10 protein-coding genes are annotated in these 13,965 nt (G+C 71.3%); 1 reads left to right on the top strand and 9 read right to left on the bottom strand.

Annotated features, from left to right (window positions below; translation table 11 throughout):
* Positions 1-6: 6 nt before the first annotated feature.
* From ACZ45E_RS14025 to ACZ45E_RS13995, 7 genes are all read right to left on the bottom strand, one after another.
* Positions 7-2,649: a SpoIIE family protein phosphatase gene (locus tag ACZ45E_RS14025; protein WP_468220399.1), complete on the bottom strand. Its 2,643-nt coding sequence runs from the start codon at positions 2,647-2,649 to the stop codon at positions 7-9.
* Between the two features lie 218 nt (positions 2,650-2,867).
* Entirely contained in the window at positions 2,868-3,296 is a 429-nt protein-coding gene (locus ACZ45E_RS14020) for an ATP-binding protein (protein ID WP_468220396.1), read from the bottom strand.
* 158 nt (positions 3,297-3,454) lie between these two features.
* Entirely contained in the window at positions 3,455-3,871 is a 417-nt protein-coding gene (locus ACZ45E_RS14015) for a (deoxy)nucleoside triphosphate pyrophosphohydrolase (RefSeq protein WP_468220394.1), read from the bottom strand.
* Between the two features lie 21 nt (positions 3,872-3,892).
* Entirely contained in the window at positions 3,893-4,096 is a 204-nt protein-coding gene (locus ACZ45E_RS14010; RefSeq protein ID WP_468220392.1) for an SPOR domain-containing protein, read from the bottom strand.
* A 221-nt stretch (positions 4,097-4,317) separates the two neighbouring features.
* Positions 4,318-6,033 carry a purine-cytosine permease family protein gene (locus tag ACZ45E_RS14005; protein ID WP_468220389.1) on the bottom strand — a complete coding sequence of 572 codons (1,716 nt, stop codon included), beginning with the start codon at positions 6,031-6,033 and terminating at the stop codon, positions 4,318-4,320.
* Positions 6,034-6,226: 193 nt separating this feature from the next.
* Positions 6,227-6,979 carry a GntR family transcriptional regulator gene (locus ACZ45E_RS14000; RefSeq protein ID WP_468220387.1) on the bottom strand — a complete coding sequence of 251 codons (753 nt, stop codon included), beginning with the start codon at positions 6,977-6,979 and terminating at the stop codon, positions 6,227-6,229.
* A gap of 190 nt (positions 6,980-7,169) precedes the next feature.
* Positions 7,170-8,291, bottom strand: a complete 1,122-nt coding sequence (locus tag ACZ45E_RS13995) for a threonine synthase (RefSeq protein WP_468220385.1) — start codon at positions 8,289-8,291, stop codon at positions 7,170-7,172.
* A gap of 449 nt (positions 8,292-8,740) precedes the next feature.
* Here ACZ45E_RS13995 and ACZ45E_RS13990 point away from each other — a divergent pair, with 449 nt between their 5' ends.
* Positions 8,741-11,446, top strand: coding sequence for a discoidin domain-containing protein (locus ACZ45E_RS13990; protein ID WP_468220382.1), 2,706 nt, complete (start codon positions 8,741-8,743; stop codon positions 11,444-11,446).
* 201 nt (positions 11,447-11,647) lie between these two features.
* Here ACZ45E_RS13990 and ACZ45E_RS13985 read toward each other — a convergent pair whose 3' ends face one another.
* Positions 11,648-12,313 carry a response regulator gene (locus ACZ45E_RS13985; RefSeq protein ID WP_468220381.1) on the bottom strand — a complete coding sequence of 222 codons (666 nt, stop codon included), beginning with the start codon at positions 12,311-12,313 and terminating at the stop codon, positions 11,648-11,650.
* Positions 12,310-13,569, bottom strand: a complete 1,260-nt coding sequence (locus tag ACZ45E_RS13980) for a sensor histidine kinase (protein ID WP_468220380.1) — start codon at positions 13,567-13,569, stop codon at positions 12,310-12,312. The genes ACZ45E_RS13985 and ACZ45E_RS13980 overlap by 4 nt, the downstream gene beginning before the upstream one ends.
* Positions 13,570-13,965 lie beyond the last annotated feature (396 nt).

Genomic DNA, 13,965 nt, shown 5'->3' with positions numbered 1-13,965 from the left:
CTGCTCTCAGAACAGGCTGAGCAGCACCTCCGTCGGGTCGACGGGCCCCGAGTTCCCGTCCGGCAGCGCGAGTTCGAACCACACCGTCTTGCCGCGCGGGGTGCGGCGTGAGCCCCAGGCGGCGCTGAGCAGGCCGACCAGCTGGAGGCCGCGGCCCCCCTCGTCGGTGTCGCGGGCGCGGCGGCGGCGCGGCTGCACGAGCCCGGCGTCCCACACCTCGCACACCAGCGTGCGGTCGAGCAGCAGCCGGAGCCTAATGTCGCCCTCGCCGTAGCGCAGGGCGTTGGTGACCAGCTCGCTGACGAGCAGCTCGGTGGTGTCCACGAGCGCTTCGAGTTCCCAGGCGAGCAGTTGCTCCCGGGCGAGCTCGCGGGCCCGGCCGACGGACTTCGGCTCGCGCGGCAGCGTCCAGTCGCCGACGCTGTCGCTGGGCAGCCCCTCGATGCGGGCCATGAGGAGGGCGATGTCGTCCTCGCCGTGGTGGGTGTCGAGGGTGTTGAGGACGTGGTCGCAGACGTCCTCCAGGGCCGGCGCCGGATCGTCGAGCACGGCGCGGAACGCGGAGAGCCCCTCGTCCAGGGGGTGGTCGCGGGATTCGACGAGGCCGTCCGTGTAGAGGGCGAGGAGCGAGCCCTCCGGCAGCTCGACCTCGACCTCCTCGAACGGTTCGCCGCCCACGCCGAGCGGCATCCCCGGCGGCACGTCGAGCATGAGGGCGCCGTCGCCCGGCTCGACGAGCACGGGCGGCAGGTGCCCGGCGTTGGCGAAGGTGCAGCGGCGGGTGACGGCGTCGTAGACCGCGTAGACGCAGGTGGCGAGGTAGACCTCGGACAGGTCGGCGTCGGAGGGCTTGTTGCGGGCCGAGCGGGTCGCCTGCTGGACGCCGCCGGGCGTGCCGAGCCCGCGCGCGATCTCGTCCAACGCGCTCAGCACCTCGGCCGGTTCGAGGTCGAGCAGCGCCAACGTCCTGACCGCCGTACGGAGTTCACCCATGGCGACGGCGGCGCGCAGGCCGCGCCCCATGACGTCGCCGATGACCAACGCGGTGCGGTGGCCCGGCAGTTCGATGACGTCGAACCAGTCGCCGCCGACCTCGGTCGCCGCGTTGCCCGGCAGGTAGCGGCAGGCGATGTCGAGGCCGGACGCCTCGGGGTTGTCGGGCGGCAGAAGGGAGCGTTGCAGTATCAGGGCGCGCTCGTGCTCGCGGCGGTACAGGCGCGCGTTGTCGATACAGACCGCGGCGCGTGCGGCCAGCTCGACCGCGAGCGCCCGGTCCCGCTCGTTGAACGGTTCGCTGCCCTTCGTGCGTGAGAACTGCACGAGCCCGACGACCGTGTCGTGCGCGACCATGGGCACCGCGAGCGTGGACTGGACGAGGCCGCCCGGTTCGGCGGGCAGCAATTGGGGCCGGGCCGTGCGCAGGGCGTCCGCGGGCGCCGAGTTGAACGGGAAGCGGTGCACCGCGCCCACGCTGACCGGCGCCTCGCCGCCCAGGTCGAGGAAGGGCACGTCGGCGACGGCGCTGGCGGCGGCGACCCGGCGCAGCTCGGCGCTGCCGTCGGCGAGGCTGTGGCTGCTCAGCGCCGACTCGTCGTTCGCCAGCAGCCCCTGGTACAGGTCGACGGAGGCCAGGTCGCAGAAGCCCGGGACGACCACGTCGAGGAGTTCGCGGGAGGTCGTCTCCAGGTCCAGGGAGTTGCCGATGCGGGCGCCCGCCTCGTTCAGCAGCGCCAGGTTGCGGCGGGCGTGCGCGGCCTCGCGGGCGGCGGCGTGGCGCCTGGTGACATCGGTGGAGAGCCCGGCGATGCCGATGGGCCGGCCGGAACCGCTGTGCACGCGGTAGAGGTTGATGGACCAGTGGCGGCGCTCCGGCGAGTTCGGGACGGTCCCCACCAGCTGCATGTCGGTGACGGCCTCACCGGTCTCCAGGACCCGGCGCAGCGCGCCCTGCACCCGGTCGGCCTCGTGGCGCGGCAGGTAGTCGTGGACGGTGCGGCCGCGGTGTTCGTCGGCCTTGCCGCCGAAGACCGAGGTGAACGTGCGGTTGGTCCGGCGCACCTTGAGATCCGTGTCGAAGAGCAGGAAGCCGAACGGAGATTGGCCGAAAATCGCCTGCGAGGCGGCGAGGTCCGTCTCGATGCGCCGCAGGGTCCGTACGTCCACGACGATGCAGACCGCGGCGCGCTCGCCGGTCTCGGTCGTCGTCGGCATCACATAGACCTCGGCGCTGCCGGTCGGCCGGTCCGCCGAGGCTTCCTCCGCGTCGTCCGCGTCCTCCGTGGGGGGCGTCCGGAACGGGACGCTGCCCGTCCATTCGCGGCCGTCCAGGATCTCCGCCATCTTGCGGTAGCCGCGCTCGCGGAGATCGGCGGGGACGAACGCCTCGATCGGGTCCTTGCCCACGGCGTCCTCGGGCGCGACACCGAAGATCTGCGCGGCGCGCAGGCTCCACTGGTCGATCAGCCCGTCGGGCCCGATGGAGAAGGAGGCCACCTTGATGTAGTCGTAGATCGAACCGGGCGGGCTCGACTGCCAGACGTCGGCCGCACCCGCGCCCTGACCGCCCCGCGGCGTGCGGTCCGCATCCCGCGCCGACGCCGTGTCCGAGAGGCCCTCGGACATCTTGGCCTTCGCTGGTATCTCGCTCACGCGAACCGTCCCCTCCAGCTCACCACGTCCGGCACCGGTCACCGGGGCGGCTGCCCGCAGTATCCAGCACTACGGGGCCGCGCAACACGGTGTTCACGATCACACCACGCTCCCGACGCTTTTTGGCCCGTCGGGGCCGACTGTTTCCGTACCCAGGGTGGAGGTGCGCCCACACACGACGCCACGCACCCACTCCTGCGATCTTCGTTCAGCTTCGTCTAACCGGGCAGAGCGAGCTCGAACCACACCGTTTTACCGCCTGTCCGGGGGTCACCCGGTCTGGTACCCCAGCGCCGGGAGACGTCCGCGACCAGTTGCAGGCCCCGGCCGCCCTCGTCGTCGGGGGTGGCGGCGCGGGCGCGGGGCGGGTCGGGGAGCGGGTCGGAGACCTCCACGAGGAGGGCGCGGCGGGCGCCGCCCGGCCCCGACGGGCGGCACAGGCGTACCCCGATCGGGCCCGACGCGTGCCGCAGGGAATTGGTGACCAACTCGCTGACCAGCAGCGTCGTGAGGTCGCCGAGGTCAGGGGCGAGCCCCCAGTCGGCGAGCTGCGCGCGGACCGCCGCGCGGGCCCTGCGGACCGCCGTCGGATCCGCGGGAAAAGCCCACTCGGCGTAGTCACCTTCGGTGTGGAGCACGCCGATCACTTCCCTGGCCCGCGAGAGCTTCGTCCGGTTTCAGAGGGTTAATTGGCATATACCCGTGCGGAGCCTGGTGCTATCGCGTCAGAGGGTGCGTGGTGGTACGGACGGCGTACGCGTTGACTCCACCGGCGCGCGGAAAAACGGCCGTGCGCCGGTCCGGATCACTCCGCGTCGTGTGCGAGCGTCGCCTTCACCGCGGGCACGTCCTGGTCCAGCCAGTCGACCGACCAGATCTCGTCCGGCGTCAGCCAGCGCAGCTCGTCGTGGTCCTGGAGCGGGACGGGCGGCCCGGAGAGGAGGCGGGTGCGCCACACCCGCAGCACATAGCCGGGCTTGAGGGGCCATTCGCCCGGCACCCGGTCGACGGGGTCGGCCGCGACCCCCAGCTCCTCGCGCAGCTCGCGCACAAGGGCGCGCTCGAGGGCCTCGCCCGGCTCCACCTTGCCGCCGGGCAGTTCCCAGCGTCCGGCGAGCTCGGGGGGCGCACTCCGTCGCGCGGCCAGGAGGCGTCCCGCGTCGTCGTACAGCGCGGCGGCGACCACCACGACCGGTTCGGGGGAAAGGGGTGCAGACGGCATACGCCGGAGCCTACGGCTCCGTCAGCGCGCCGCCCCGTTCTGCCCCGGTCCCGGGCTCTGGGCGAGACGCTCGACCCAGTACAGCTGCTTGTGGCCGCGGCCGTCGAGGCTGTCGGCTGTGCGCTGCGCCTCGGCCCTGGTGGCGTACCTGCCGACGCGGTAGCGGTTGCCGTTGTCGTCCTGGCGTATGACAAGCCACGGAAGTGTGGTCGAGCTGTCGTTCATCGCGCCCCTCCACTCCCCGACTCCGGCTCGCACGATGTCCCGCCCCCTAAGGAATCTGAGGAAACCCCAATCCGCATATGCCCGAGCCTACGCCTGACCTTTACGGAGCGGATACGAATTAGCACAAAGAGATACGCAACAAGCCATGCGAGGGCCCGGCGCGCACCCGATGAAGGGGCGCATCCGCATAGATGCGCCCCCTGTCCCCCCGCGGTGCCGTCTCAGCCCACGCGCACCGTCGGCATCGGCATCGGCATCAGGACGGCCTCCCCGGCCGGCCGCTTCGTGCAGGCGTCCCCGCACTCCGCGTCCAGGGAGCAGCACAGCGAGCAGATCGGTCCGGCCTGTACGGGACAGTCCGCGATGTCCGGGAGTTCGTACGCGGTGTCGCAGACGCCGCACGTGTGCGTCGCGGTGACGTCCGCCACGTCGACGTCTGGGCCGTTCACCGGGTTCGGGCGCGCCAGGTAGTACTTGCCCTTCGTCGCCCACGCGATCAGCGGGCACAGGACCAGCGCGAGGCCGGCGGCGATGAACGTCGAGAACGCCTCCGCGTACGCCCCGAAGAGACCGAAGAAGGCCAGGATCGAGACCACGGAAGCGATCACCATGGACCCGAACCCGGCCGGGTTCACGGCGTACAGATACGCGCGCTTGAACTCGATGTACTTCGGGCTCCACCCCACCCGCTTGTTGATGACGAGGTCGGCGGCGACGGCCGCGATCCAGGCGATGCCCACGTTCGAGTAGAAGCCGAGCAGCTTGTTGAGCGCGGCGAACATGTTCATCTCCATCAGCGTCAGCGCGATGGCGAGGTTGAGGAAGATGTACCAGACCCGGCCCGGATGCCGGTGGGTCACCCGGGAGAAGAAGTTCGACCACGACAGCGAGCCGCTGTAGGCGTTCGTGACGTTGATCTTGATTTGTGACACGACGACGAAGAGCGCGGCGGCCGGCAGCGCGACCGAGCCGAGCCACGGCTTCAACGCCTCCACCTGCGGGGCGATCGGTTCGAGCGCATGCGTCTCACCCACGGCCGCCAGCGCCACGAAGGCGAGGAGCGCCCCGCCGAGCTGCTTGGCGGCCCCGATGATCACCCAACCGGGTCCCGCGGCGAGAACGGCCAGATTCCATCGCTTCCTGTTCGCCTCCGTCTTGGCCGGCATGAAGCGCAGGTAGTCCGCCTGCTCGCCGATCTGCGCGATGAGGGAGAGCGCCACGCCGGTGCCGAGCCCGAAACCGAGCCAGTCGAAGCCGCTGCCCGCGCCCTCGGTGCCGCCGAAGTGCGTGAAGTCGGAGAACGAACCGGGCGAGTGGAAGGCCAGGACGACGAAGGGGAGCACGAGCCCGATCAGCCAGACCGGCTGCGTCCACGCCTGCACCTTGGCCAGCGCGCCCATCCCGCGGAAGACGATCGGGATGACGATGAGCGTCGTCAGCAAGTACCCGACGGGCAGCGGAAGTCCGACGACCTCGTGCATGGCCTGCGCCATGATCGAACCTTCGAGCGCGAAGAAGATGAACGTGAACGAGGCGTAGATCAGCGAGGTCAGCGTCGAGCCGAAGTAGCCGAAGCCCGCCCCCCGCGTGATGAGGTCCATGTCCAGCCCGTACTTGGCGCAGGCCCGGGCGATCGGGATGCCGGTCAGGAAGATGATCGTCGCCGCGCAGAGGATCGAGGCGAGCCCGCTGGTGAAGCCGTACGTGAACACGATCGACGCCCCGATCGCGAAGTCCGCGAGGTAGGCGATGCCGCCGAGCGCCGTGGAGGCGACCATCGTCGGCGACCAGCGCCGGTAGGAGTGGGGGGCGTAGCGCAGCGAGAAGTCCTCGCGGGACTCGTCGGCGGCCAGCTTGGCGTAACTGCGCTTGGGCGCATGGCTGTCGGGCGGTCCGGGGACCACCGGATCGGCGGTGGGCAGAGCGGTATCGGTCATCGTCGGCTTCCCGTTCGTCCATCCGTCAGCGGATACCGGTCGGCCCGGTACTGCTGGTACGGAGAGGGAAGTTAGGAGCCGTGCATGACAAGTCGGTGCGGCGCGGCATTGCCCCCGGGTTACAGGGCCCGGGCCCCGGTTAACTCGCGATCACGCGCCCCGGACGGTCCGTCCCGGGTATCGGTCGCTCCGATCACTTCACTGGGAGGTGATAGGCGATGCGGTAGCGGTCGGCCGGCACCACGACATCGGCCGTCTCCACCGGTCTGCCCGAGGCGAAGAACGTCCGGTGGATGACGAGGACGACATGGCCCGGCACGCCGCCGAGCGCGCTCAGCTCCTCGGCGAGACCGGGGCGGGCGGCGACCTCCTCCGTCACGTTGTCCACGATCACGTCGATCGCGGCCATGCGCTCGACGACACCGCAGCCGCCGAGCGGGCCCTCCTCGGGGAGCATCACCGGCGTGCGCCCCGTGACGGCCAGCGGCTCCCACGACGTCGCCAGCATCACGGCCTCGCCCGCGTCCCGGTACACGTATCTCGTACACATCACGCGGTCGCCGGCGCGGATGCCCAGGCGCTCGGCGACGGCGGCGTCGGCCTCGACCTGCTCGCTGCGGGAATCCCAGGTGCCGCGCGCCGCCGGGTCGGACTGCTCCTGCCGGAACGGCGTGGAGCCACTCCCCGCCCGGTATCCGGAGCGGGCCACGCGCCGCGGCACGGGCCGCTCGCGCACATACGTCCCGGAACCGGAGCGTCCCTCGACGAGACCCTCGGCCATGAGGACCTTGCGGGCTTCCAGCGCGACCGTGTCCGAGACCCCGTACTCCTCGCGGATCCGGGCCTGGGAGGGAAGACGGGTGAGCGGCGGCAGCGAGCCGTTGACGATCTTCCTGCGCAGGTCTCCCGCGACGCGCAGGTACGCCGGCTGCTCACCGAATGTCACTAGCTCATCCCCTCGGAACCCATGGATTGACAGACAGCAACAGCGTGGCAACCGTGGGTTGAACCATGCAAGCAAAGGCCACGGAATCACTCGAAGTGATGACATGCAGCCTCGGAGGGCTTTACGCAGCGACTTTCTCCAGGTAGTGGATGTTTCACACACCAAAACGTGGGTCGAGTACGCGTACGGGTCAGCCGGCCGTCCCCGTCTTCAGCCCGGCTCCACACAGCGGAACGACGGCGGTACGGGCGTTCAGCACCGCGGCGACGGGGCCCCCGTCGCGGGTGGCGGCCCAGCAGGCGACCCCGGTCGACTCGACGTAGAGGCCGCGCGAGGCCAGGTCGAGTTGGGCATGCCGGATCTGGTCCTCCGTCACGGTGTGGAAGGCCCCGCCGGACTCGCGTACGGCCCGCAGGATCTGCCGGGCGCGAGGGGGCCGGGGGATCGCGATGCCCTCGGCGAACGTCGGAGCCACCGGAACACCGCCGTCGATGAGATCCTCCGCCCCGGCCCGCCAGGCCGCGGCCAGCGGCGCGACCGCGGCGGCCTGCACGGCGTGCAGCGCGGGCCGCCGGTCGATCAGCCCGGCGGTGTGCAGTTCGGCGACGGCGAGCACGGCGCCGAGCAGCAGCGTGCCGTTGCCGACCGGCAGGACGAGGGCGTCGGGGAGGCGGCCGCCGAGGTCCTCCCAGAGTTCGTGGACGTACGTCTTCGTGCCGTGCAGGAAGTAGGGGTTGTGGACATGGCTGGCGTAGAAGACACCACGCTCGTCCGCGGCCGCGCGGGCCACCCGCGCCGTCTCCTCACGATCCCCGGCGACGACTTCCAGCCGCGCCCCGTGCGCACGGATCTGCTCCGACTTCTTCGCGCTCGTTCCCTCGGGAACGTATACGGTGCACGGCAGTTGGGCCCGGGCGCAGTACGCGGCGACGGCGGTCCCGGCATTGCCGCTGCTGTCGGCGATGACCCGGTCGGGGCCGAGCCGGGTGGCGAGGGCGGCGAGCATGACGGCCCCGCGGTCCTTGAAGGACAGGGTCGGCATGAGGAAATCCAGCTTGGCCGAGACGTTCTCGGTGAGCCGCACAACGGGGGTACGCCCTTCCCCGAGCGTGCACTCCGGCTCCGGGAGCGGCAGGCACTCGGCATACCGCCAGAGCGAGTTCACGCGCCCGGCCAGGGACTTCAAAGGGGCGGGCGTGGGCGAGTAGTCAAGGTCGAGCGGCCCCCGGCAAACGGGACAACACCAGTCGAGCGCCCCAGCGGGAACACGGGTCCCGTCGAGGGGGCAGTAACAGTCGGAAAGGACGGCCATCCCCGCACCCTAGTCACCCCCCACCAATTCCTTGGTGATCAGCCAAGTACGGGCCGGACCGTACAACGAGCGAGCCCAGGCACCCGAGCACGCCCGCCCCTCGGCCACGTACGGGAAGGAAAGGGGCCAACCGGAGCGGACGGCGAACCGCAGAGGTGACCCGGCGATCAGACGGACACGAGACGGGAGGGGCCGACCGGGGTATGTGCGCGCGCAGCACAGCAACACGCGGTAACACCACCCGAAGCAACCGGCGAGCCCATCAAGATGGCGAGCACGCACATACCCCGGTCGGCCCCGCACCCACCCACACACCGATCGGAACGAACGGAAACCCGCGAACGCACCCCAAGCGGCCACCCTCCCTTCAGGCGCACCGCACGCCCCACTGACCCCACACCCACCACCCGGCCACACAATTCGCCCGCCCCGCCTACACCCCGGCGCGCATGCGACCCCCCACCGCTCTCACCCCGCACCCTCGACCCGTGACCCCCGCGACCCGCCTCCTCACCGCCCTCACCCTCACAGCTCCCCTCCTCCTCCCCACCACAGCAACCGCGACAACACCCCCACCCCCAAACCCAACCCAAGCCACCCCACCCTGCAACACCCCCACCTGGACCCTCTCGACCCACACCCCCCTCCCACCCGACAACCCGTTCCACGCCTACACGGCCAACGGATACCTCGGCCTCCGTGTCCCACCCCCCGGCACCGGCTACGCCACCCCCGGCACCCCCGAGGCGAAAACGGGCTGGCCCCTCTACACGCACCCGTACGACGGCACCTTCGTCTCCGGCCTCTACGCCCGCGGCCCCGCCAACACCGCCCACCGCCAGGCCCTCGCCGCCCTCCCCACGTGGACCGGCCTGAACGTGACCGCGAACGGCGAGACGTACGGCCCGAACAGCCGCACGACGGCCTACCGCCAGAGCCTCGACCTGCGATGCGGCACCATCCGTACGGACGTCACGTGGCTGCACAGGAACGGCCGCCGCACGGATCTGACGTACGAGGTGCTCACGGACCGGGCCCGCCCGCACGTCGGAGCCGTGCGACTACGCGTGACGCCGCACTGGACGGGCAAGGTCGAGGTCGTCGACGTGATCGACGGCCGCGGTGCCCGCCGCCTCACCCCGACGGGCTCGGGCCCGGCGGGCAAACGCACGGCGACGGTGGGGTTCCGGACGGACGGAACACGCACGGCGGGCACAGTGGCGACCACGCTCCGCGCACCGGGCCGCACCCACCCAGCACCCGCAACGAGAACCGCACCCCACCTGACGACACACCAGTCCGCGGATTTCGGCGTGAGCGCGGGCACCAGCTACGACGTCACGAAGTACGTGGGCGTAGACACCGCCCTCACATCCCGCACCCCCCGCGCGGACGCCATCACCGCCTCCCAACGCGCGGCAGCGGCAGGCTGGACGAGGCTGAAGCGTGAACACACCCGGGCGTGGCGGGAGTTGTGGAACGCGGACATCGAGATCCCGGCCCACCCCACCCTGCAGAAACAGGTACGCGCCGCTCAGTACGGCCTGCTGGCCTCCCTCCGCCGCGGCGGAGCCGACAGCATCCCGCCGACCGGGCTGAGCAGCGACAGTTACGCGGGCATGGTGTTCTGGGACGCGGAGACGTGGATGTTCCCGTCACTCCTGGCCACACGCCCCGACCTGGCCGCGCCCGTACTGGAGTACCGGTACCGGACACGCGGGGCGGCGGCGGACAACGCGCGCAAGACGTCCGTGGGTGGCCTCATGTACCCGTGGACGAGCGCGAGTGCGGGGAAGTTGTGGAGCGAGTGCCAGAGCTGGCTCCCGCCGCACTGTGTCACCCAGAACCACCTCCAGGGTGACATCGCGCTGGCGGCGTGGCAGTACTACCAGGCGACGGGGGACCGCACGTGGCTGCGGGGGAAGGGGTGGCCGCTGCTCAAGGGTCTGGCGCGCTATTGGACGTCACGGGTGACGGAGAACGCCGGGAGAGACGGAACCTCCTACTCCATCAAGGACGTCGCGGGCCCGGACGAGTACAGCAACGGCGTGGACGACGGGGTCTACACGAACGCCGTCGCCGCGATGTCACTGCGCGCGGCGGCCCGGGCGGCGCGCCTGGTCGGCGAGGACCCCGACCCGGCCTGGACGCGGATCGCGGCGGGCCTGCGTATCCCGTACGACGCGCGGCGCAAGGTCTTTCTCCAGTACGCGGGGTACAAGCTCGGCGACGGCGCGTCCGACATCAAGCAGGCCGACGCCGTGCTGCTGCTGTATCCGCTGGACTGGCGGCCGATGCCGGAGGGCGCGGCGGCCGCGACGCTTGACTATTACGCGGCGCACACCGACCGTGACGGCCCGGCGATGACGGACTCGGTGCACGCGGTCGCGGCGGCGGCGATCGGGGAGCCGGGCTGTTCGACGTACACCTTTCTGGAACGGGCTTCGCGGCCGTTCTTCCGGGGGCCGTTCGGTACGTTCTCGGAGTCGCGGGGCGCGAAGGCGGGCGCCGGGGACGCGTTGGCGGGTTCACCGGCGCAGGACTTCCTCACCGGTAAGGGCGGCTTCCTCCAGGTGTTCACGCACGGCTTGACGGGGCTCAGGCTCCGGGACGACGACACCGTGCGACTGGACCCGATGCTGCCGCCGCAGCTCTCAACGGGGGTCACGGTGAGGGGACTTCAGTGGCGCGGCCGCTCGTACGACGTGGCGATCGGCGCCGAGCGGACGGGGGTGCGGCTCACGTCCGGGGCGCCGTTCATGGTGGAGACGCCGACGGGCCGCAGGAGGGTGACGGCCGACGGCATCATGTTGCGGACCCGGCGCCCGGACCGCGCCCCGACCACGGACCTGGCACGCTGCCGCCCGGCGACGGCGACGTCCGAGGACCCGGGCCAGTACGCGGGCGCGGCGGTCGACGGCAACCCGGCCACGACCTGGCTCCCGGCGGGCCCCGGCGCCGCGCTGACCGTGGACCTGGGGTCGGCGCGGACGTTGTCCCGGGTGACGGTGGAGGGCGCGCGGTCGTACCGGATCAGGACGTCATCGGACGGCCGCCACTGGCTGCCGCTGGTACCCGGTGGCGCGGGCCGTTGGGTACGGGTGACGGAGACCGGGCGGTCGGCTGAACCGATCGGGGAGATCACGGTGCGGTAGACGGGCCGGGGGTGGTCCGGAACCGAACGTGAACCCACGCCGAACCGAACCGAACCGGAACCCGAACCGAACCGGAGCCCGAACCGACCTTGGACCCAGCTCAGCCCACCCGACTCAAACCGGAACCAGGCGAACCGGAACTCAAGAACCAACGGAACCCCAAGGCCGAACCACCCGACCCACACCGACCCCGCCCGCCCCCTACCCCCGCCCCTCGACAAGCCCGGACTCCCACGCCCAGGCGGCGATCTCCACACGGTTGCGGGCGGACAGCTTGCTCTGCACGTTGCCGAGATGCGTCTTCACCGTGCCGACGGAGATGACCAGTTCGGCGGCGATCTCGGCGTTGGTCAGCCCCCGGGCGACCAGGCGGACGAGGTCCTTCTCCCGCGCGGAGAGCGCGGCGTGCGCTTCCCGGGTGGCGGAGGCGGCGGCCCCGGCGCTGTTGAGGCGCCGCAGCAGCCGGACGGTGATGGCGGGGCTCACCAGCGCCTCGCCGGAGGCGGCCGCCCGGATGGCCTCGACGAGCAGGGCGGGTCCTGAGTCCTTGATCAGGAACCCGGAGGCCCCTTCGCCGAGGGCGCGTTGTACGTACTCGTCGTCGTCGAAGGTCGTCACCACGACGACCTTCGGCGGGTTCACGGTGCCGGGGCGGGTCAGCCTGCGCAGGGCCTCCAACCCGTCCATGCGGGGCATGCGAATGTCCATCAGCACCACGTCGGGCCGGTGACGTTCGGTGAGTTCCACGGCGTGCACCCCGTCCGTGGCCTCCGCGACGACGTCGATGTCGTCCTCCGCGGCGAGGATCATGGCGAACCCGGCCCTGACCATGGCCTGGTCGTCGGCGATGAGCACCCGGATCGTCACGAGCCCACCACCCCGATGGCCCCGGCTGTTCCGGCCGGGACGACCCCCGTCGGCCCCACCGGAAGCGTCGCCTCGACGCCCCAGCCGCCCCCCGTGGCCGGCCCGGCCTGGACGCTTCCGCCGATCAGACCGACCCGCTCGGCCAGCCCGCGCAGCCCGAAGCCGCTGTCGGAGACGTGGTGCGGCCGGCCGTTGTCGCTGACCCGTACGGTGAGCCGGTCCCCCGAGCGTTCCATGCGCACCCGCACCTCGGTGCAGCCGTGGGCGTGTTTGCGTACGTTGGTGAGGGCTTCCATCACGACCCGGTGAGCGGTGGTGGACACTTCCACCGGCAGATCGTCGAAGGTTCCTTCGAGATCGAGCCGGGCGCGGGCGCCGCCGACGGAGGCGAACTCCTCGACGAGCGTACGTACTTCACCGATGCCCGCCAGCGGCGTCAGGGTCACTTCTCCGTCGGCGTCACGCAGCATCCCGACCATGTGCCGCATGGAGGTCAGCGCCTCCGATCCGGCTTGTTCGATGCGCTGGAGCGCGGGCGGCACCAGTTCGGGCCGCCGGTCCGCGATGGCCTGGGCGCCTTGTGCCTGGACGACGATGCCGGTCACGTGGTGGGCGACGAAATCGTGCAGGTCCCGGGCGAACTCGGTCCGCTGTTCGATGCGCAGGGCCGCGGCCCGGCGCCGCCGGTCCTCCAGGAGCAGGCGCATGCCGAGGCCGGTGCCCAGCGCGGTGACCGCGGCCAGGGCGAAGAGGAGCGCCATGATGATGGTGGACTGCCGCGCGTTGACCGCCATCGGCCGCAGCACGATCGCCATGCCCAGCAGAGGGACGGCGACCGTCGCCCACGAAGGTTTTCCCCGCCGGGCGACGATCAGCAGGAACCACACCAGCGCGGCCGGTTCGGCGAAGCCCATCGCCTCCGAACTGCCCTCCATCTCGAGGTGCAGCCAGACCGAGAGGCACAGCGACATGCCCGCGATCCCGCAGGCGGCGATCGGCAGTGCCCGGCTGTCCAGCCGGGGCGAGAGGACGACGAGGCCGACGGCGAGCAGGGTGCCGATCAGCTTGGTGGGGCCGTGGTCCTCGATCCAGTAGAAACCTGCGGCCCCGTCCAGTACGACGAGGCCGGCCAGGGCTCCGACGAGCAGCGCCCACACCGGAACGGGTAGTACCTGCGCCCATCCCTGGCCTTGTGCGGCGCGTATGCCTCGGGGTGTGGCCGCGCGATCCGCCGCCTCCGTCATGCTGCTCACCATTTCTCGCACCGTCCCTCCCGCCGACCGGCCGAAAGTCGGAGCCGGCCGCTCATGATCTGTCTTTCGCCCGATCCGCCGCGGGAGGCGGTGCGGACAGAGTGGGGTCCACAGGGCGGCGCTCGCCACTCATCACGCTTCACCCCGCAAGGACCACGTCATGACCACGGCCAACGTCACCTTAGTGGTCCCTCTGGAAGCCACCGGCCTCCGCGTCGGAGCCCCGCCCCTCCCACACATACGCACACGAACACGAACACGCACACGGTTGCCCCTCCCCCACACACAGGAGCCACACATGGATGACGCACACATGCACCACCCATACGAAAACCGAAGCGGCGTCGGTGGCGGTACGGGGGCGGGGTGGGCGAACCCCGCAGGTGGACCGGCGATGGC

The sequence above is a fragment of the Streptomyces sp. NPDC030991 genome (assembly GCF_055571235.1).
Note: the sequence above shows the minus strand (reverse complement) of the source record. Positions and strands in the feature narration are given on the sequence as shown.